Here is a 20,316-nt window from a genome sequence, read left to right as displayed (position 1 = left end):
GTCTTGTACGATCCGGGGCGACATGGCACCCGTCCGCGACAACCTGTGGCCCGAGGGCGCGGCGCTGCTCGCCGCGCTCAGCCCCGCCATGGTCGCGCTCATGGACGAGCTGCCGGACACGATGTTCTGCGCCAAGGACGTCACGGGCCGGTACGTCGCGGTCAACCCGGTGTTCGTCGCGCGGACCAACGAGCGGTCGCGCCGCGCGGTGCTGGGGCGGCGGGCCCGGGACCTGTTCGTGCCGCAGCTCGCCGAGCGCTACGAGCAGCAGGACGCCGAGGTGCTGCGCGGGCGCGCGCTGCGCGGCGAGCTCGAGCGCATCCGTCGGCTCGGCGGCACGTCGGGCTGGTTCCTCACGTCCAAGCTCCCCGTGCACGACGACGTCGGACACCTCGTGGGGATCGTCTCGGTCTCGCACGACCTGCGCGCGGGCGCGGCCGACGACGCGACGATGGACTCCCTCGCCGCGCTCGTCGCCGCTGTCGAGGCCGACCTCGGGGCGCGCTGGACGACGGCGCGGCTCGCCGAGGCGGCCGGGTCCACGCCCGCGGTGCTCGACCGGCGCGTGCGGCGCGTGTACGGCGTGACGCCGCGCCAGCTCGTGCTGCGCACCCGGGTCGACCACGCGACGCGCCTGCTCGCCGGGAGCACCGTCTCGATCGGCGAGATCGCGGCGGAGAGCGGCTTCTACGACCAGCCGTCGTTCACGCGCACGTTCGCCCGCCTCGCCGGCGAGACCCCGTCCCAGTACCGCCGCCGCACGCGCCGCTGACCGCCCGCGCCCTGCCGCCGAACCCTGGTTCGCTCCTCACCGTCTGCCGGTTCTGGGGAGAGATCCAGGGTTCGGCGAGGACCTGGTGGGGGCCGCGCGGTGGCGAGAGGCGGCGTCGGGCGCGGAGACTGGCGGCATGACCTCCTCCGGCTCCTCCCCCGGCCCTGTCCCGACCGTCGACCTGCCCGGCGGGGCGATGCCGCTGCTCGGGCTCGGCACGTGGCAGTCCGAGGGCGACGACGCGTACCGCGCCGTGCGCCACGCGCTCGACGTGGGATACCGGCACGTCGACACCGCGACGGGCTACGGCAACGAGGCGCAGGTCGGGCGCGCGCTCGCCGACTCGTCGGTGGACCGCGCCGACGTGTTCGTCACGACCAAGCTTCCGCCGGACGCCGCGGGGCGCGAGCGCGAGACGCTCGAGGCGTCGCTGCGCGACCTCGGCACGGACCACGTGGACCTGTGGCTCATCCACTGGCCGCCGGCGGGCGAGGCGTCGCCGTGGGTCTGGGAGCGGTTCGTCGAGCTGCGGAACGAGGGCAAGGTGCGGTCGATCGGGGTGAGCAACTACTCGGTCGAGCAGGTCGACGTCCTGTCCGACCAGGTCGGCGAGACGCCCGCCGTCGACCAGATCCCGTGGAGCCCCGCGGACTACGACCACCACCTCGCGCACGAGCTCGCGCAGCGCGGCGTCGTGCTCGAGGGGTACAGCCCGTTCAAGCGCACCGACCTCGACGCGCCGGTGCTCGCCGAGGTCGCGGCCGCGCACGGCGTCACGCCCACGCAGGTCGTGCTGCGCTGGCACCTCGACCACGGGTTCGTCGTCATCCCCAAGTCCGTGACGCCGGAGCGCATCGAGGCGAACTTCCAGGTGACCGGGTTCACCCTCTCCGCGGACGAGCTCGCGGCGATCGACGCGCTGGGGCACCGCCGGGGCGTGTGAGCGGCGAGCGCTCGCGCCGGGGGTAGCGTGACCCTCGGTGCCGCACACCCCCGCGGCACCGAGGAGAACCTCGAACCGGAGGAACCGTGACGACGACGTCCGTGCCGCCCACCCTCACGAGCGGCGATACCACCACCCCGCACCACCCCGCCCCGACCCCGCAGACGACCCCCGCCTCTGCCCTCGACACCGCGCACGCGCAGCTCGCCGGCGCGGTCGGCTTCCTCGGCTACGACGACGGCCTGCACGAGATGCTCGCGACGCCGCGGCGCGAGGTGAACGTCGCCGTCCCGCTGCGGCGCGATGACGGCCGCACCGTCCTCTTCCACGGCTACCGCGTGCAGCACAACGTCTCGCGCGGTCCCGGCAAGGGCGGGCTGCGCTACTCCCCGAGCGTCGACATCGACGAGGTCCGCGCGCTCGCCATGTGGATGACGTGGAAGTGCGCGCTCGTCGACCTGCCGTACGGCGGGGCGAAGGGCGGCGTCGCGATCGACCCGCGCTGCTACTCCGAGGCCGAGCTCGAGCGCGTCACGCGCCGCTACACGTCGGAGATCATGCCGGTCATCGGCCCGGAGCGGGACATCATGGCGCCCGACATGGGCACGAGCGAGCAGACCATGGCGTGGGTCATGGACACCTACTCGGTGAACCAGGGCTACACGATCCCGGCCGTCGTGACGGGCAAGCCGATCACCGTGGGCGGGTCGCTCGGCCGCACGACGGCGACCAGCGCGGGCGTCGTGCACGTCACCGCCGCGGCGCTCGACGAGGCGGGCGTGCCGCTGTCCGACGTGAGCGTCGCGATCCAGGGCTTCGGCAAGGTCGGGTCGCACGCCGCCGCGATCTTCGCGGCGCGCGGGGCGCGCGTCGTCGCGGTGTCCGACCAGTACGGGGGCGTGCACGACCCGGACGGGCTGGACGTCCGTTCGCTGCTCGAGCACGTCGCCGCGACCGGCAGCGTGGTGGGGTTCGACCGCGCCGACCCGGTCGACAACGACGCGCTGCTCGCGCTCGACGTCGACGTGCTCGTCCCGGCCGCGGTGGAGGGCGTGCTCGACGGCGACACCGCGCGCACCGTGCGCGCCCGCTGGGTCGTCGAGGGCGCGAACGGTCCGACGACCGCCGAGGGCGACCGCGTCCTCACCAAGAACGGCGTGACCGTCGTGCCGGACGTGCTCGCGAACGCGGGCGGCGTCGTCGTGTCCTACTTCGAGTGGGTGCAGGCGAACCAGGCGTACTGGTGGACCGCGGAGGAGATCGGCGAGAAGCTCGAGCACCGCATGCTGCACGCGTACGAGGAGGTCGCGACCCTCGCGCGCCGCGAGGAGCTGAGCCTGCGCGACGCCGCGCTCGTCATCGGCGTGCAGCGCGTCGCCGAGGCGCACCAGATCCGCGGTCTCTACCCCTGACCCGCGAGGCTCGGCCCCGCCGAGCACGGGCTCCGCGACCGTCCTGGGCTCGATCCGGTCGTGACTCCCGTGCTCGGCGGGTGATCAGGCGCGCGCCGGGCGGGTCGCGGCGACGACCGCGGCGACGAGCGCGACCGCGGACGCACCGACGGCCGCCCAGGCCACGGTGGTGTCCACGAGCTCGCCCTGGAAGCGCCCGGCGGCGATCCACGCGAGACCCCAGGACATGGCGAGGCCGACGCCGAGGGCGACCGCGCGGCGACCGGCGGCGAACGCCGCCCACGCGACGGACAGCGCCGCCGCGAGCACGACGAGCACGAGCGACCAGCCCCTCGCGCCGAGGCCGAGCTCGCCGACGCCCGCGTCCGCGAGCGCCGCCGCGACGTTCGCGAGCGTCGCGACGCTGACCCAGCCGGTGTAGAGGCCCATGGTCCCGTCGAGCACGACGGCCTGCGCCGTCGACTCGGGTTGCCGGCGCACGAGCCGCACCACGACCACGGCGTCGACCGCGAGCAGCGCCGCGATGACGACCACGCTGAACGGGACCCACCCGGCCTGCACGACGCCGATCCACGCGGCGTTGAGGACCATGGAGACGAGGACCCACCACGCCGTCGCGCGCAGCCGCGGGCTCGTCGCGTGCCGCGGCAGCACCTGGTAGACCGCGAACGCGAAGAGACCGAGGTAGATCACGGACCAGATGCGGAACGCCGGGTTGTCGGGCGCCACGGGCGTCGCGGTCGAGGACAGCGCGCCTCCGGCGGTCTGCTCGACGGCCGTGCCGCCGAACGCGCCCGCGCCGTAGGCCGCAGCACCGGCGGCGACGAGCGAGCCGACGAGGACGACGACCTGACGGACGCGGTCGGAGGGCGCGGGGACGGCGCCCGCCGGGACGGCTGCGGTGGTCATGCTCCACCGTCGCATCGATCAGCATGCTGAGCATCTGGGGGAGCCCCGCAACGGACGAACCCGCTGCCCCGCCCCGCCGAGAACGACCCTGCGCGCCGCCGAACACGACTCTGGTGTCGTTATCCGAGGGATAACGACACCAGAGTCGTGTTCGGCGCCGTGGGGTCAGGACAAGGGCTGGCGGTCCGCCCAGGCCGTCAGCGTGGTGCGCGGGCCCGTGAAGAACGGGACCTCCTCGCGCACGTGGCGGCGGGCCTCCGTGGCGCGCAGCTCGCGCATGAGGTCGACGATGCGGTGCAGCTCGTCGGCCTCGAACGCGAGGATCCACTCGTAGTCGCCGAGCGCGAACGACGCGACCGTGTTGGCCCGCACATCCGGGTAGTCCTTCGCCGCGAGGCCGTGGTCGCGCAGCATGGTGCGGCGCTCCGCGTCGGGCAGCAGGTACCAGTCGTACGACCGCACGAACGGGTAGACGCTCAGGTAGTCGCGCGGCGCCTCGCCCGCGAGAAAGGCCGGCACGTGGCCGCGGTTGAACTCGGCGGGGCGGTGCAGCGCCACGTTCGACCACACGGGCTCGAGGTGCGCCCCGAGGCCGCTCGCGCGCAGGTGCTGGTAGGCGCGCTGCACCGACTCGACCGTCGGGCCGTGCCACCACACCATGAGGTCGGCGTCCGAGCGCAGCCCGGCGACGTCGTACCACCCGCGCACGACGAGGTCGCCGTCCGTCGCGGCCGGGTCGTCACCGCCCCCGACGGCGGTCAGCGCATCGGCCACGAGGCCCGCGCGCTCGTCCGCGTCGGCGGGCAGCGGCGCCGCCGTCGCGAAGACGGACCACATCGCGTAGCGGAGGGTGGTGTTGATCTGCTCGTGGTCCGCAGGGACGCGCGCGGCGTCGTTCATCGGGGGTTCCTCCCTGGTCGGTGCGGGTTCTTCGGCGTCGAGCTCAGCGGGGCTCAGCTGTGGAGGTCCGTGCTGCACAGCGCGGGGACGCCGCTCGGCTCGCCGTCGCGGCGCAGGCAGCAGCCGGGCGCGCACACCGACCGGAACGCCGGGAGGTCGCCGACGGTGGCCTCCTCGACGTCCTCCCCCCGTGCGAGGGCCGCGCGCTCGACGAGCAGGTCGATCAGGCCGCGCACGAACGGCTCGCGCGTGCCGACGGTCCCGGCGCGGACCGCGGTCATCCCGAGCCCCGTCGCGGTCTCCATCGCCTCGGTGTCGAGGTCGTAGGCGACCTCCATGTGGTCCGACACGAAGCCGATCGGCGAGAGCACGACGTCGCGGACGCCGTCCTGCGCGAGCGCCTCCAGGTGGTCGTTGACGTCGGGCTCGAGCCACGGCTGGCTCGGCGGGCCGGAGCGCGAGCAGTACGCGAGGTCCCACGCGACGTCGTGCCCGAGGCGCGCCGACACCTCGGCGGCGATCACGCGCGCGAGGTCGAGGTGCTGCTCCGAGTACGTCGCGTGCGAGACGCGCGACGCGGCCTCCATCGTGTCCGGGATGGAGTGCGTGACGAACACGAGGCGCGCGGCCGCGCCGTCGCCGCCCTTCTCCGCGAGCGCCGCGTACGCGTCGAGCACGGCGTCGACGTTCGCCTGCGCGAAGCCCGGGTGGTTGAAGTAGGAGCGCACCTTGTCGAACTGCACGCCGGTCGAGCCGTCGGGGCCGAGCTGGCCGCGCCCGTCGAGCACGACGGCGAGGTCCTCGCGGTACTGGCGGCACCCAGAGTACGACGAGTACGCCGACGTCACGAGCGCGACGGCGTTCTTCGCGCCCAGCGCCTCGAGCTCGTCGATCGCGTCGGTCGTGTACGGCTCCCAGTTGCGGTTGCCCCAGACGACCGGCAGCTCGACGCCGCGGCGCGCGAGCTCGGCCTCGAGGGCCGCCTTGAGCGCGAGGTTCTGCTCGTTGATGGGGCTCTTGCCGCCGAAGCCGTAGTAATGCTCGCCGACCTCCTCGAGGCGCGCGTCGGGGATGCCCTTGCCCGCGGTGACGTTGCGCAGGAACGGCACGACGTCCTCGGGCTTGTTCGGGCCGCCGAACGAGTAGAGCAGGAGCGCGTCGTAGGGGCTCAGGTCAGGGGTGGGACCGGCGTCGACGGCGCTCGCGGGGGCACCGGCAGGCTCAGCGGGCTGGGCGGCCCGGCCCGCGTCGGCAGCGACGTCCTGGGGGGAGAACGGGGGCATGCTCCCGATCATGGCACCTGCTCCGACCCCCGCCCGCCCGGAAGTCGACCGGAGGGACGTGACATTGACGGGACAGAGTGTCACCTCGTCAGGGCCCCTCGCCGCGGGCCCTAGAATCGGCCTCGCTCGCTCCTCGGGCCGGGCACCGGGCACCGTTGCCCGCCGCGCAGGACCGCCCGAGCCGTACCACGTGGAGGTGGAGCGGTGCCGCTCCCGGAGATCACCGAGCGCGTGCCGCTCACCCTGCCCGACGGCCTGCTCGACCGCCGCTCGATCGGCTGGGCGCGCCAGCCGCTCGTCGACACGTCCGGCGTCGCGCGGGACGGCCGCCGCCATGCGGGCCGGAACAAGCGCTGGGAGTACTGGGGCGTCGTCACCCCGACGCACGTCCTCGCGCTGACCGTCTCGTCGCTCGACTACGCGGCCGTGCACGAGGTGTGGGCGCTCGACCGGGAGTCGGGTCGCACGTGGGGCGCGGACGCGACCGTCGTGCCCGCGCGCGGTGTCGAGCTGCCCGGCTCGCTCGGTGACGGTCCCGCCCGGGCGCGGGCGAAGAACCTCGCGATCGACCTCGACGAGGTCGACGGCGGGACGCGCCTGCGCGCGCGGACCCGCGACGTCTCGTTCGACGTCGTCGCCGAGCTGCCGCCCGGGCACGAGCGGCTCGCCGTCGTCGTGCCGTGGAGCGACTCGCGCTTCCAGTACACGGTCAAGGACGTCGCGCGCCCGGCGCACGGCACGCTGTGGGTCGACGGCCGGACCGTCGACGTCCCGGCCGGGTCGTCGTGGGCGGTGCTCGACCACGGCCGGGGACGCTGGCCGTACGACGTCCGGTGGAACTGGGGCGCGGGCTCGGGCGAGAGCCACGGGCGGGTCGTCGGGATCCAGGTGGGCGGACGGTGGACCGTCGGCACGGGGTCGACCGAGAACGCGGTCCTCGTCGACGGGCGGCTCCACCACCTCCCCGACGAGCTCGTGTGGGACTACGACCTCGCCGACCCGCACCGGCCGTGGCGCGTCACCGGCGGCGGTCTCGACGCGACGTTCGAGCCCTTCCACACCAAGGTCACGCGGACGCACCTCGGCGTCGTCTCGTCGTCGACCGACCAGTGCTTCGGTCACTGGTCCGGCACGTTCACGCCACCCGCCGCGGGGGCCGTCGGCGACGCCGCACCGGAGCCGGTGCGGTTCGACGGCCTCGTCGGCTGGGCCGAGGAGGTCCACAACCGCTGGTGACCACCCGCCGCCGGCCCCCGCTCCCCCCTCCCCCCGATCGAACCCGACCCTGCTCGCGGTCGAGAACGACGTTGGTGTCGTTGTCCGCGGGATAACGACACCGACGTCGTGTTCGGCGGCGGACCGGAGGTCAGCCCTTGACCGCGCCGCCCAGGCCGGCGCCCTGGAGGAACATGCGCTGGAAGACGAGGAACAGGCCCACCGGGATGAGCGTCGAGATCGCGAGCGCCGCGAGGAACACGCCGAGGTCGGTCGACGCCTCGATGGACGGCAGGCGCACGGACAACGGCTGGATCGCCGGGTCCTTGAGGACCAGCAGCGGCCAGAGGAAGTCCTTCCAGGCCGCGATGACCGCGAACACCGAGACGACGCCGATGATCGGCTTGGACATCGGCAGCACGATCGACCAGAACAGCCGGTACGGCCCTGCGCCGTCCATGCGCGCAGCCTCGAACACCTCGCGCGGGAGGCTGTCGAAGAACCGCTGGACCAGCAGGACGTTGAACGCGCTCGCGCCCGCCGGCAGCCACACGGCCCAGAAGCTGTTGATGAGCGACCGGCCCAGCAGCGGAGGGTCGAGGATCGTCAGGTACAGCGGGACGAGCAGCACGATCGACGGGACGAACATCGTGGACAGGACGAGCGCCTGCACGACCTTCCCGTACCGGGGCCGCAGGACGGACAGCGCGTAGCCGCCCGTCGTCGCGACGAGGATCTGCGACGCCCACGACCCGACCGCGAGCCAGATCGTGTTGAGGAAGTACCGGCTGACCTGGACGTCGTTCCACGCCTTGTCGAGGTTGTCCCACGCGATGCCGTTCGGGAAGATCGCCATCGGCGTGCGCAGGATGTCCTGCGTCGGGGTGACGGCGTACTTGGCGAGCAGGAGCATCGGCCCGAGGCCCGCGACGACGAGGATCACGAGCAGCAGCACGTGCGTGCTCCCCATCCCCCATCGGATGGACGGGCGGCGCCAGTCCGCCTCGGAGAGCGCCCCGCGGTCCTCGACGCCGTCGAGCGCCTTGCGACGCCGCGAGCTCACCTTGCGACGCTCGGACTCGCGCCGGTTGCGGCTGGCCTCGGCGGCGCGGCGGGACGTGCCCGTGCCGTCTGTCGGGCCCGTCGGCGTGCTGTCGGCCGTCGCCGCGGAGTCCTGCGAGACGACGCCGATCTCGCTCGGGTTGTCGGTGGGCGAGAGAGTCATGACGTGCTCCAGGACCGGGTGAGCCGGAAGTAGAGGATCGAGAAGACGGCGAGGACGGCCGCGAGCATGATCGACAGCGCGGTCGCGGCCCCGTAGTCGCCGCCGAGGCTGTTCTGGAAGGCGTAGCGGTAGATGAGCAGCAGGATCGTGAGGGTCGCGTTGTTCGGCCCGCCGCCGGTGAACAGGTAGGGCTCGAGGAAGACCTGCGCGGTCCCGATGACCTGGAGGATGAGCGTGATGAACAGGACGCCGCGCAGCGCCGGGAGCGTCACGTGCCAGATCTTGCGCCACAGCCCTGCGCCGTCCACCTCGGACGCGTCGTAGAGCTCGGGCGGCACGCTCGTCAGGGCGGCGAGGTAGATGATGATCGTCCCGCCCGCACCGGCCCACGTGGCGGCGAGGACCAGCGAGGGCATCGCCGTCGACGCGTCCTGCAGCCACGGGTACGGGCCGAGGCCGACCCAGCCGAGGATCGTGTTGAACACGCCCGTCGGGCTGCCGTTGTAGAAGAACTTCCACAGCAGCACGGCGACGACCGGCGGCACGACGACCGGCAGGTACGCGAGCGCGGAGTACAGCCCGCGCGCCCGGCGGACCTCGCGCATGAGCACCGCGGCGACCAGCGGGATCGGGTACCCGAACAGCAGCGCGAGGAACGCGAAGTACAGCGTGTTCTTCACGGCCTTCCACAGGAGCGGGTCGTCCAGCACCTGACGGAAGTTGTCGAGCCCGACGAACGTCGGGTCGCTGACGAGGTTCGTCTCCTGGAAGCTCATGATCACCGCGCGCACGATGGGGAACCACGAGAAGACGCCGAAGATCAGGATGAGCGGCAGCAGGAAGACGAGGTTGCTCAGGCCGCCGCCGCGGAACCACGTCACGGGGCTGCGGCGTCGGCCGTCGCGGTCGGCCCGCGCGTGCGAGGCGGGTCCCCGTCGCGGCGGGGCGGTGGTGGCGGTCACGGGCGAACGTCCTTCGGTGCGGTGGGAGGTGCCCGACGACGCGAGGTGCGTCGCGCCGTCGGGCACCGGCGGGGTACGGGTCGGCCGGCAGGGGGCGCTGCCGGCCGACCCGGGTCTGCGGGTCGCGCGGCCCGTACGGACCGCGCGCCCTCGGGTCGTCAGCCCTGGTCGAGCAGGGCCTGCGCCTCGGTGTTCGCCTGCTCCAGCAGCGCGTCCACGTCGGCGTTCTCGTCCGTCAGGACGGCCTGGACGACCGGGTCGAGCAGGGCGTAGATCTCCTGCGTCTTCTGCGACGGCTCACCGACGAGCGGCAGGTCGAACATCGTGTCCGTGTAGCTCGTCATCTGGTCGAGCGGGACGTTGATGAAGTCCTTGATCCACTCCTGGTTCTGCTCGTACTGCTCCTGGGAGAACATCGGCAGGACCGGGGTGCCCACGGGCTGGTCGTTCGCGACGAGCGTCTCGGCGTCGGCGACGGCGCGCTTCTCGTCGACGAGCTTCCCGAGGTAGAAGAAGTCGATCCACTTGATCGCGGCCTCCTTCTTCGACTCGTCGACGTTCGCGGGCATCGCGGCGAGCGTGCCGCCGGTGAGGACGCCCGCGTCGTCGCCCTCGAGCGGGAGCGCCGCAAGACCGTAGGTGGCGGGGTCGATCGCGTTCGTCTGGACGAGAGAGGTGAAGACGTCCGAGCCCGAGGTGTACATCGCGACCTGGCCGGCGGCGAACGCCTGGTTCATGGTGCCCCAGTCGAGGAGGAAGTTGCTCCCGAGGGAGTTGTCCTCCCAGCGCATGGCCTTGAGCCACTCGAGCGCTTCCTTGGTGCCGTCGTTGGTGAGCGTGGAGGTGGCGGTGCCGTCCTCCGCGACCTCCTGCGTGCGGCCGCCGCGCGCGAACGTGTTGACGGTGAGCTGCCAGCCGCCCGTGTTGTTCTGCGACATCTGCATGTAGCCCGCGACGCCGGGGTTGGCGTCGGCGATCTTCTTCGCGTCCTCGCGGACCTCGTCCCACGTGGTCGGCGGCTGGTCGGGGTCGAGCCCGGCGGACTCGAAGAGCGCGCGGTTGTAGTGCAGGCCCACGCCGTACACGTTCTTCGCGGGGATCGCGTAGACGTGGCCGTCGGCGCCCGTCCCGGCCTCGATGATCGCCGGGTTGAACTTGTCGGCGTAGGGCAGGGTGCGGAACTGCTCGTCGAGGTCGGCGAGCTGGCCGTTCTCGACGAGCGTCTTCGCGTCGGTGAACGGGATCTCGAAGACGTCGGGCAGCGTGCCGCCGGCGAGCTGGGGGGCGAACGTCGTCGCCTTCCACTCGTACTCCTCCGGCACGATGTCGATGTCCGGGTTCGCGGCCTCGAACTCCTCGACCTGCGCGTTGAAGGCGTCGATCGCCTCCTGCTCGGAGCCCGGGAGGAGGGAGACCACCTTGAGGGTGACCTTCCCGTCGCCGTCGGTGCCGCTGCTCTCGTCGTCGCTGCCCGAGCCGCCGCTCGAGCACGCGGCGAGCGTGCTGATCGCGAGCGCCCCCGCGAGGGTGAAGGCGATCGCCTGACGTGTGGACTTCATCGTCACTCCTGTGTTCCGGTGGTGCTGGGTGGGTGTGCTGGGTGGGTGCTGGGTGTCCGGGCCGACCGGCTCGCGGCCCGGGGACTGGGGGCGGTCAGGCCTCGTGCCGGCCCGTGCGCGACGTCATGCGCGCAGCCAGACCGCGGTGTCGGGGGCGAGTCGCGTCGGTGGCTCCGACACGTCCGCCCCGTGCGGGGTGTCGCTGTGGAGGAGGACCTCGGCGTCCGCGGGCAGCGGCACGTCCTCGGCCCCGAGGTTGACGACGCACGTGACCGCGCCGTCACGGTCGTCGCCGCGGGTGTCCTCGCGGACGAAGGCGAGCACGTCGTCGCCGAGCGCGACCCCGCCCAGGGAGTCGAGCCAGCGGAACGCCTCGCCGTGCAGCGCGGGCTCCGCCCGTCGCGTCGCGAGGACGCGGCGGTAGAGCGCGAGCATCGACGTCTCGTCGTCGGCCTGCGCCTCGACGGACATCTCCCCCCAGCCCGCGGGCTGGGGCAGCCAGGGCCGCGCACCGCCGTCGGGCCCGAACCCGTGGCTCGTGCCGCCGCGCGTCCACGGCAGGGGGACGCGGCAGCCGTCGCGGCCGGGGTCGACTCCGTCGGAGCGGAAGTGCATGGGGTCCTGGATCGCGTCGAGCGGCAGGTCCTCGACCTCGGGCAGCCCGAGCTCGTCGCCCTGGTAGAGGTAGAGCGACCCCGGCAGCGCCGCGGAGAGCAGGGCCGCGGCTCGGGCCCGACGACGCCCGGTCTCCAGGTCCGTCGGCGTGCCGAAGCGCTTGGTCGCGAACGCGAACGAGCTGTCCTCGCGGCCGTAGCGCGTCACGGGGCGCGTCACGTCGTGGTTCGACAGCACCCACGTCGCGGGCGCGGCGACGGGAGCGTGCGCGTCGAGCGTCGTCTGGACCGACTCGCGCAGCGCCTTCGCGTCCCACGGGCGGGCCATGAAGTCGAAGTTGAACGCGGTGTGCATCTCGTCGGGGCGCAGGTACTGGGCGAACCGCGCGCGGTCCGCGAGCCACACCTCGCCCACGAGCACGCGCGGCTCCTCGTACGAGTCGGCGACGGCGCGCCAGCCCCGGTAGATGTCGTGCAGCTCGTCGCGGTCGACGTGCGGGTGCTCCCCCGGGCCGGGGTGGGCCGGGACCTCGGGCAGCGCCGGGTCCTTGACGAGCTGTGCCGCGGAGTCGATGCGGATCCCCGCGGCGCCGCGGTCGAACCAGAACCGCAGGATGTCCTCGTGCTCGCGGCGCACGTCCGGGTGGTTCCAGTTGAGGTCCGGCTGCTCGGGCGCGAACACGTGCAGGTACCACTCGCCGGGCGTGCCGTCGGGGTTCGTCGTGCGCGTCCACGTGCTGCCCTGGAACTCCGAGACCCAGCGCGTCGGGATCTCGGACCCGTCCTCGCCCTTGCCCGGGTGGAACCAGAAGCGCTCGCGCTCGGGCGACCCGGGGCCGGCGGCGAGGGCCGCCCGGAACCACTCGTGCTCGGACGAGACGTGGTTGGGGACGACGTCGATGATCGTGCGGATCCCGAGCTCGCGGGCCTCCGCGATGAGCCGCTCCGCCTCGGCCAGCGTGCCGAACTGGGGATCGATCGCGCGGTAGTCCGCGACGTCGTAGCCCCCGTCCGCGAGCGGGGACACGTACCAGGGGGTGAACCAGATCGCGTCGACGCCGAGGTCGCGCAGGTAGGTGAGGCGCTGGCGCACGCCCGCGAGGTCGCCCGTGCCGTCGCCGTTCCCGTCCGCGAAGCTGCGCACGTACACCTGGTAGATCACGGCGCTGCGCCACCAGTCGGGCGACGACGCCCCCGGCTCCCGCACCGCCTGCGCGCGGGTCGCGTCGGGGGTGGGTTCGCCGTCGGCGACTCGGGGGTGATCGTTGCTCACCGCGTCCTCTTCCGTGAGTTCGTGGGCTGCACGTGCCGGGGCCGTGCCTCGCCTGCTGCTGCGCACTGCGTCCGTTCCGACCGGGGGCTCCCGGGACGGCCGTCGTGCACCGGGTGCCGACCGCGCCGTCGTGGACGACTGTAACTAGGCGACAGGAAGCGCGCAAGAACCCGACAGTGTCGTTATCGAAACGCTATCTCTCGACGTCGAGAGACCTACGTTCTATTGCGGCCGGCGCTCGGACACGGCGCGTCGCGCACGACCCCGAGACCCGGGCGCGAACCCGGGGTTGCGGGCGATGGGGAGCCCCGGGCCGCGCGAGACCCCGGGTTCGGCGGCGGGCGTGGCCGGAGAACCCCGGGTTCGGGCGCCCACGGGCACGACGACGAGGGCCCCGGCCCGGCGCGTTCGAGGCGGCCGGGCCGGGGCCCTGGTGAGGAGCGGGCGGCTAGGAAGCCGTCGTCTCCCGGCCCGCGGCGTGCGCCGCCGCGGTCGAGCCGCGCACGACGAGCTCCGGCTCGAACAGGAGCTCGTCGCGCGAGACGTCGGCGCCCGCGATCATGCTCGCGAGCAGGTCGACGGCGGCCCGGCCCATCGGCTCGATGGGCTGGCGGACCGTCGTCAGCGCCGGGTCCGTGGAGTTCATGAGGTTGGAGTCGTCGTAGCCCACGACCGACACGTCCGTCGGGACGTCGAGGCCCGCACGCCGGACCGCGCGCACCGCGCCGAGGGCGAGCGGGTCGCTCGCGCACACGATCGCCGTCGCGCCGGCCTCGAGCAGGCGGTTCGCCGCGGCCTGGCCGCTCTCGAGCGAGTACTGGCTGTGCACGACCAGGGTCGGGTCGAGCACGTGCCCCTGCCGCTCGGCGAACGCCTGCGCCGCGGCGAGCTTGCGCTCGGACGGCACGTGGTCCGCCGGGCCGAGCAGCAGGCCGACCTTCTCGTGACCGAGCGAGAGCACGTGGCCGAGCGCCTGGTTCATCGCGACGAGGTCGTCGCACGAGACGCGCGGGAAGTCGAGGTCCTCGATCGAGGCGTTCATGAGCACGACCGGCAGCCCGAGCTTCTCGAGCCGGCGGAAGTGCGCGTGGTCGGCCAGGCGCTCGGCGTAGAAGCCGCCCGCGAAGATCACGCCCGAGACGTGCTGGCCCAGGAGCAGGTCGATGTACTCGGCCTCCGTCACGCCGCCCGCGGTCCGCGTGCACAGCACCGGGGTGAAGCCCTGCTGCGCGAGCGCGCCGCCGATGACCTCGGCGAACGCCGGGAAGATCGGGTTGACGAGCTCGGGGAGCACGAGCCCGACGAGGCGCCCGCGCTCGCCGCGCAGCTTGGTCGGCCGCTCGTAGCCGAGCACGTCGAGCGCGGTGAGCACCGCGTCGCGCGTCGCCTGCGACACGCCGGGCTTCCCGTTGAGCACGCGGCTCACCGTGGCCTCGCTGACACCGACCTTGGTGGCGACCTCCGCCAGACGTCTCGACATGCCGTCGACTATACGCGCCGCTGCAAGCCGCTTGCGTAATTCGGGGAACGCCGAACGCACACTTGCGTCGCCCCCTCTCCCTCTCCCCCCTCCCTCTCCCCGCCGAACACGACATGAGGGTCGATATGACGTTCATACCGGCCCTCAGGTCGTTCTCGGCGCGGGGTGGTGTCGTTCTCGGCGCCGGCGGACGCGGGCCGGGGCGCGCGGCGCGGGGCGGGGCCGGTCTCGTCCGGGGCGAGTGGGGAGTCGACGGCGGTTGCGGCTAGGCTCGTTCGGTGTCCTTCCAAAAGGTGCCCACGTCACGCTCCGAGTCCACGACGGACCCCTCCGGGATCCTCCCCGCTCCGGTGGCGCTGACACCCGGGGACGGGACGACCGTCGTCGCCGACGGGACGCGGGTCGTCGCGGACCCGGCGCTGCGCCCCGCCGCGCGCTGGTGGCGCCGCGCGACGGAGGACGCCTTCGGCATCGACCTCGTGCCCGTCGACCCCGCTGCAGACACCCCGGCGCCTCACCCCGGTGACGCCGCTCCGGAGATGCCCACGCGGGGGTCCGGCGTCCGCCCGGCCACGGTGACGTTCGCGCTCGGCCGCGGCCTCCCGCCGTCGGGCTACCGCCTCACCGTCGATGCCACGGGTGTCCGCGTCGACGCCGCCGACCTCGACGGCGCGCACGCCGCCGCGCAGACGCTCCGCCAGCTCGCCGGGCCCGCCACGTTCCGCCGGGCGCGGGTCCTGGCCGCCACGAGCGTGGCAGCGGACGACCACCACGGGCGGCTCGCGCTCCCCCACGTCACGATCGTCGACCACCCCCGGTTCGCGTGGCGCGGCGTGCTGCTCGACGTCGCGCGCCACTTCCTGCCCAAGGCCGACGTGCTGCGGTTCGTCGACCTCGCCGCCGCGCACCGGCTCAACGTCCTGCAGCTCCACCTCACCGACGACCAGGGCTGGCGCATGGAGGTCGCGCGCTACCCGCGGCTCACGCAGGTCGGGGCGTGGCGGCGCGAGTCGGGCGTCGGCACGTGGCGCGCCGGCGTCTTCGACGGTCGCCCGCACGGCGGCTACTACACGCAGGACGACCTGCGCGAGATCGTCGCGTACGCACGCGAGCGCGGCGTCACGGTCGTGCCGGAGATCGACGCGCCGGGTCACGTGGAGGCCGCCGTGGCCGCCTACCCCGAGCTCGGCACGCGCAAGCAGCCGCACGAGGTCCGCACCACGTGGGGCGTGAGCACCGAGGTGCTCGACCCGTCCGAGGAGTCGCTGACGTTCTTCCGGCACGTGCTCGACGAGGTGCTGGACGTGTTCGACGCACCGTTCGTGGCGCTCGGCGGCGACGAGGTCCCGACGACGCTGTGGCGCGAGAACCCGGAGATCGTGGCGCGCGCGGAGGCGCTCGGGCTCGACGACGTCGGCGGGCTGCACGGCTGGTTCCTCGCCCGGCTCGCGGAGCACGTCGCGTCCCGCGGGCGCCGCGCGGTCGTGTGGGACGAGGCGTTCGGCCCCGCGCTCCCCCGCGACGTCGTCGTGACGTCGTGGCGCGGCTGGGCCGTGGGGACGGACGCGCTCGCCGCCGGGCACGACGTCGTCATGGCCCCGGAGCAGGTCGTCTACCTCGACCATCGCGGCGGCGACACCCCCGACGAGCCGGTGCCCGTCGGGTTCCTCACCACGCTCGACGACGTCTACGCGTTCGAGCCTCTGCCGGCGGGGCTCGCGGGCCCACAGGCGGGCTCGGAGCCGGGCACGAGCGTCGACCGGCCGGGCGTCCTGCTCGGCGGCCAGGCCGAGCTCTGGTCCGAGCACCTCGACTCCGCCCGCCGCGTCGACTACGCCGCGTTCCCGCGCCTCGCGGCGTTCGCCGAGGTCATGTGGTCGCCGGAGGAGGACCGGGCCCCGGGGTCGCCGGCGTCGGTCGCGTTCCGCGAGCGCCTCGTGGCGCACCACCTCCCGCGCCTGGACGCGGCGGGCGTGGAGTACCGCCCGCTCGACGGCCCGCACCCCTGGCAGACGCGGCCCGGCGTCGCGGGCTGGCCGCGCGACCGTGCGGCCGAGCTCGCCGCGGGCGGCCTGCGCGGCGTCGGCGGCTGGGTCGAGGGCCGCGACGAGGACGAGGGCGGCCCCGCGTGAGCGCGCTCGTGGTCCGCGGTGCTCGGCTGGTCGGGCCCGACGGCGGTGCCTCCTCGCCCGTGGACGTGACGGTCCGCGAGGGCCGGGTCGAGAGCGTCGACCCCGCGGCAGGGGCCGGGGCGCTGCCCGACGACGTCGCGGTCGTCGAGGCGGACGGTCGGCTGCTGCTGCCCGGGTTCGTGGACGCGCACGTGCACGGCGAGGCCGCGGTGCTCGACGAGGACGTGCAGCTCGCGATGCTGCGCCAGGGCGTGACGAACGTCGTCGTCGGGCAGGACGGGGTGTCCTACGCGCCGTCGCCCGCCCCGGGCGAGCAGCGCGCGCCGGGCGACGAGACGGCGTCGGGCCTGCACGACGCCGCGGCCTGGGCGAGCGGGTACTTCGCCGCGATCAACGGCACCCACCCCACGTTCCGCGGCGGGTCGGTCGCCGACCTCCTCGCGACGTACGACCGCACGACCCGCGTGAACGTCGGTTACCTCGCCCCGCACGGCACCCTCCGGTACGCGGTGCTGGGCGCCGCCGCCCGACCCGCGACGCCCGCCGAGACCGACCGCATGCGCGCCCTGCTCACCGCGGCGCTCGACGACGGCGCCCTCGGGATGTCGACCGGCCTGGAGTACGTCCCGGCGGCGTACGCCGACGAGGCCGAGCTCGTCGCCCTCACGAGCGTGCTCGCGGCGCGCGGGCTCCCGCACGTGTCGCACATGCGCGGGTACGAGGACAAGGCCGGCCCGGCGTTCGCCGAGCTCGTGCGCGTCGCGCGCACCTCCGGCGTCGCGACCCACGTCTCGCACTACCACGGCCCGGCCGCGGAGCTGCTGGGCTACGTCGACGACGCCCACGCCCAGGGCCTGGACGTCACGTTCGACTCCTACCCGTACCTGCGCGGCTGCTCGATCCTGTCGATGGTGTCCCTTCCGACCTGGCTGCCCATCGCGGACGTCGACGCGACCGTGGCCGCGCTGACCGACCCGGCCGTCCTCGACCGCCTGCACCGCGAGCACTTCCCCACCCTGGCCGACCTGTGGCCCCGGGTGACGATGGCCGCGGTCCCCACCGGGGCATCGGCAGGCGCACCGGCCGGCGAGCCCGCCGACGACCTCTCCTGGGCGGAGGGCATGACCCTGCCCGACGTCGCCGCCCGCCTGACCCTGACGCCCGCCCAGGCCGCGGTGCACCTGCTCGTCGCGACGCGCCTGCGCGCCTCGTGCGTGTTCGCCCAGCCCCCGACCAACTCGCCGGAGTCAGTGCGGGCACTGCTGCGCCACCGGGCGCACGTCGGCGGGTCCGACGCGATCTACGCGCCCGTCGGAGGTGGCGGCCGACCCCACCCGCGCGGGTGGGGCGCCTTCGCGCGCTTCCTCGCCGAGCACGTGCGTACGCTCGGGGACTGGACGTGGCACGACGCCGTCACGCACCTGTCCACGCGGCCCGCCGAGCGGTTCGCGCTCGCCGGGCGCGGCGCGGTGGAGCCCGGCGCGGTCGCGGACCTCGCGCTCGTCGACCCCGACCGGGTGCGCGACGAGGCGACGTACGAGGACCCGCGCCGCCCGGCGTCGGGCGTGGACGACGTGCTCGTGGCGGGCGTGCCCGTCCTGCGCGACGGCCGGCTCACCGACGCCCTGCCGGGCCGGCCGCTGCGCCCGGGCACCGGCGTGCGGTCGGTGTGACCCGCGCGACCGCCCCGTCCAGCACGAGAGCCCTACTCCCGAGGAGGACCCCATGACCGGCACCACGCACCGCGCGACGGACCCCGATCGCCCCTGGGCGTGCGACGGCGTCGGGCCCCGGACCAAGGGCCTGCGGCTCGCCGCCCCGGCGACCGTCGCGGACGTGCTCGCGGGCAGCCCGCGCGTCACGGACGACGCCTTCTCCTGGCCGCTGCTCACGCTCGACGACACGACGCTCGACCACAACGTCGGCGTCGTCGCGCGCGTGTGCGCAGAGCGCGGCGTCGAGCACGCGCCGCACGTGAAGACGACGATGTCGCGCGCGCTCTACGCGCGCCAGGCCGCGGCGGGCGCGTGGGGGGCGACGGTCGCGACGCCGTCGCAGCTGCGCACCGTGCGCGACTGGGGCGTGCCGCGCGTGCTGCTCGCGAACGAGCTGCTCGACCCGCGCGAGATCGCGTGGCTGCGCGACGACCTGACCGGCGTCGTCGACGGCGCCCTCGACGAGGTGTGGCTGTGCGTGGACTCGCCGCACGGCGTCGACCTGCTCGCGCGCGGCCTCGCGGACGCGCCCGCCGCCGTGCGGGCGCGCGTCGGCGTGCTCGTCGAGCTCGGCGTCCCGGGCGGGCGCACGGGCGTGCGCAGCACCGCGGCCGCGCTCGACCTCGCGCGCGCGGTGCGGGCGTCGGACCTGAGGCTGCTGGGCGTCACCGGGTACGAGGGCTCGGTCGCGGGCGGCACGAGCGCCGACGAGCTCGCCGCCGTCGCCGCGTGGTGCGACGGCCTGCGCGACCTCGGCGCCACGTTCGTCCGCGAGGGCCTCGCCGGTGCCGACGAGCCGCTCGTGCTGTCGGCGGGCGGCAGCTCGTTCCTCGACGTCGTGCTCGCCGAGCTGCCCGGGCCGGTCGCGGGCGCCGACGGGCGCGAGGTGGAGGTCCGCGTCGTCGTGCGCTCGGGCGCGTACGTCACGCACGACCACGGCTTCTACTCGCGCACCGACCCGTGGAGCCGGCTCCCCGGCGCCGAGCCGCTGCGCGGGGCCGCGACCGTCTGGGGGCAGGTGCTCTCGGTCCCGGAGCCGGGCCTCGCGATCTGCGGCATCGGGCGCCGCGACGTGTCGTTCGACATCGACCTGCCCGTCGCGCTCTGGCTGCGCTCGCAGTCCGACGACGGCTGGCTGCCCGCGCGCGAGCTCGCCGGGACGCGCGTCACCGCGCTCAACGACCAGCACCTCTACCTCGCGCTCGACGCCGACGAGGCAGGGGCCAGCCACGTGACCGGCCCCGCGACCGCCCAGGTCCGCCCGGGCGACGTCGTCGGGTTCGGCATCTCCCACCCGTGCACGACGTTCGACCGCTGGCGCGTGGCCGCCGTCGTGCGCGGCGACGAGGTCGTCGACCTCGCGACCGTCGACCTCTGACCACCGCCACCGCCACGTTCACCCCGCGACCCCGAACGACCGAGAGGACACCATGACCAGCGAGAAGACCGCGATCTCGACCCCCGACGCCCCGGCGCCCGCGCACACGTTCCACCAGGGCGTGCGCAAGGGCCCGTTCGTCCAGGTCTCCGGCCAGGGCCCCGTCGACCCCGCGACGAGCGAGTACCTCTACCCCGGCGACGTCGCCGCGCAGACCACGCGCACGCTCGAGAACGTGCGCGCGATCGTCGAGGCGTCCGGCGCGACCTTCGACGACGTCGTCATGCTGCGCGTCTACCTCACCAAGCGCGAGGACTTCCCGATCATGAACGATGCCTACGGCGCGTTCGTCGCCCAGCACACCACGAAGGGCGTGCTCCCCAGCCGCACGACGGTGTTCACCGGCCTGCCCCGCGAGGAGATGCTCGTCGAGATCGACGCCTTCGCGATCACGGACTGATCCCCACCCCGCGCTGTGGGCGTGAAATGGGCCCGGTTCTCGACCGAGAACCGGGCCCCGTTCACGCCCCCCGCGGGGCGGTGG

At 74.2% G+C, this 20,316-nt stretch carries 16 protein-coding genes; 8 read left to right on the top strand and 8 right to left on the bottom strand.

Annotated features, from left to right (window positions below):
- The first annotated feature begins 22 nt into the window (after positions 1-22).
- The 3 genes from ACFC2L_RS09925 to ACFC2L_RS09915 all read left to right on the top strand — a co-directional run bounded on the left by ACFC2L_RS09925 (position 23) and on the right by ACFC2L_RS09915 (position 3,127).
- Positions 23-772 (top strand): helix-turn-helix domain-containing protein, encoded by a 750-nt coding sequence (locus tag ACFC2L_RS09925; RefSeq protein WP_375824153.1) that lies wholly within the window; start codon positions 23-25, stop codon positions 770-772.
- A gap of 136 nt (positions 773-908) precedes the next feature.
- Positions 909-1,715, top strand: a complete 807-nt coding sequence (locus ACFC2L_RS09920; protein WP_375824152.1) for an aldo/keto reductase — start codon at positions 909-911, stop codon at positions 1,713-1,715.
- 86 nt (positions 1,716-1,801) lie between these two features.
- Positions 1,802-3,127 (top strand): Glu/Leu/Phe/Val dehydrogenase, encoded by a 1,326-nt coding sequence (locus tag ACFC2L_RS09915; RefSeq protein ID WP_375824151.1) that lies wholly within the window; start codon positions 1,802-1,804, stop codon positions 3,125-3,127.
- Between the two features lie 84 nt (positions 3,128-3,211).
- Here the strand turns inward: ACFC2L_RS09915 and ACFC2L_RS09910 are convergent, their stop codons facing one another.
- The 3 genes from ACFC2L_RS09910 to ACFC2L_RS09900 all read right to left on the bottom strand — a co-directional run bounded on the left by ACFC2L_RS09910 (position 3,212) and on the right by ACFC2L_RS09900 (position 6,219).
- Positions 3,212-4,036, bottom strand: coding sequence for a tryptophan-rich sensory protein (locus tag ACFC2L_RS09910; protein WP_375824150.1), 825 nt, complete (start codon positions 4,034-4,036; stop codon positions 3,212-3,214).
- A gap of 165 nt (positions 4,037-4,201) precedes the next feature.
- The gene (gene hemQ / locus ACFC2L_RS09905; protein ID WP_375824149.1) at positions 4,202-4,936 is read right to left on the bottom strand and encodes a hydrogen peroxide-dependent heme synthase; all 735 of its coding nucleotides are present in this window, start codon (positions 4,934-4,936) and stop codon (positions 4,202-4,204) included.
- A gap of 53 nt (positions 4,937-4,989) precedes the next feature.
- Entirely contained in the window at positions 4,990-6,219 is a 1,230-nt protein-coding gene (locus ACFC2L_RS09900) for a ferrochelatase (protein WP_375824148.1), read from the bottom strand.
- A 204-nt stretch (positions 6,220-6,423) separates the two neighbouring features.
- Between ACFC2L_RS09900 and ACFC2L_RS09895 the strand changes: the two genes are divergently transcribed.
- Positions 6,424-7,455 (top strand): DUF2804 domain-containing protein, encoded by a 1,032-nt coding sequence (locus tag ACFC2L_RS09895; protein ID WP_375824147.1) that lies wholly within the window; start codon positions 6,424-6,426, stop codon positions 7,453-7,455.
- A gap of 130 nt (positions 7,456-7,585) precedes the next feature.
- Here ACFC2L_RS09895 and ACFC2L_RS09890 read toward each other — a convergent pair whose 3' ends face one another.
- The 5 genes from ACFC2L_RS09890 to ACFC2L_RS09870 all read right to left on the bottom strand — a co-directional run bounded on the left by ACFC2L_RS09890 (position 7,586) and on the right by ACFC2L_RS09870 (position 14,547).
- Positions 7,586-8,659, bottom strand: a complete 1,074-nt coding sequence (locus ACFC2L_RS09890) for a carbohydrate ABC transporter permease (RefSeq protein WP_375824146.1) — start codon at positions 8,657-8,659, stop codon at positions 7,586-7,588.
- Positions 8,656-9,621 (bottom strand): carbohydrate ABC transporter permease, encoded by a 966-nt coding sequence (locus ACFC2L_RS09885; RefSeq protein WP_375824144.1) that lies wholly within the window; start codon positions 9,619-9,621, stop codon positions 8,656-8,658. Before ACFC2L_RS09885 ends, ACFC2L_RS09890 begins: the two co-directional genes overlap by 4 nt.
- A gap of 158 nt (positions 9,622-9,779) precedes the next feature.
- Entirely contained in the window at positions 9,780-11,180 is a 1,401-nt protein-coding gene (locus ACFC2L_RS09880) for an ABC transporter substrate-binding protein (RefSeq protein WP_375824143.1), read from the bottom strand.
- Between the two features lie 123 nt (positions 11,181-11,303).
- On the bottom strand, positions 11,304-13,001 hold the full coding sequence (locus ACFC2L_RS09875; protein WP_375824317.1) for a glycoside hydrolase family 13 protein: 1,698 nt from the start codon (positions 12,999-13,001) through the stop codon (positions 11,304-11,306).
- Between the two features lie 514 nt (positions 13,002-13,515).
- Entirely contained in the window at positions 13,516-14,547 is a 1,032-nt protein-coding gene (locus tag ACFC2L_RS09870) for a LacI family DNA-binding transcriptional regulator (RefSeq protein ID WP_375824142.1), read from the bottom strand.
- A 278-nt stretch (positions 14,548-14,825) separates the two neighbouring features.
- On the opposite strand from ACFC2L_RS09870, the gene ACFC2L_RS09865 reads away from it, so the two are divergent.
- The 4 genes from ACFC2L_RS09865 to ACFC2L_RS09850 are packed head-to-tail and all read left to right on the top strand — an operon-like array spanning position 14,826 to position 20,232.
- Positions 14,826-16,679, top strand: a complete 1,854-nt coding sequence (locus ACFC2L_RS09865; RefSeq protein WP_375824141.1) for a beta-N-acetylhexosaminidase — start codon at positions 14,826-14,828, stop codon at positions 16,677-16,679.
- Positions 16,676-18,352, top strand: coding sequence for an amidohydrolase family protein (locus ACFC2L_RS09860; RefSeq protein WP_375824140.1), 1,677 nt, complete (start codon positions 16,676-16,678; stop codon positions 18,350-18,352). Before ACFC2L_RS09865 ends, ACFC2L_RS09860 begins: the two co-directional genes overlap by 4 nt.
- A gap of 52 nt (positions 18,353-18,404) precedes the next feature.
- On the top strand, positions 18,405-19,772 hold the full coding sequence (locus tag ACFC2L_RS09855) for an alanine racemase (RefSeq protein WP_375824138.1): 1,368 nt from the start codon (positions 18,405-18,407) through the stop codon (positions 19,770-19,772).
- A gap of 52 nt (positions 19,773-19,824) precedes the next feature.
- Positions 19,825-20,232 (top strand): RidA family protein, encoded by a 408-nt coding sequence (locus tag ACFC2L_RS09850; protein ID WP_375824136.1) that lies wholly within the window; start codon positions 19,825-19,827, stop codon positions 20,230-20,232.
- The last annotated feature ends 84 nt before the right edge of the window (positions 20,233-20,316 follow it).

The organism is Cellulosimicrobium sp. NPDC055967, from assembly GCF_042269845.1.
In the GTDB taxonomy this organism is placed as follows: domain Bacteria; phylum Actinomycetota; class Actinomycetes; order Actinomycetales; family Cellulomonadaceae; genus Cellulosimicrobium.
The sequence above is the reverse complement of the archived record's forward strand: the minus strand, read 5'-3'. Positions and strand labels throughout refer to the sequence as shown.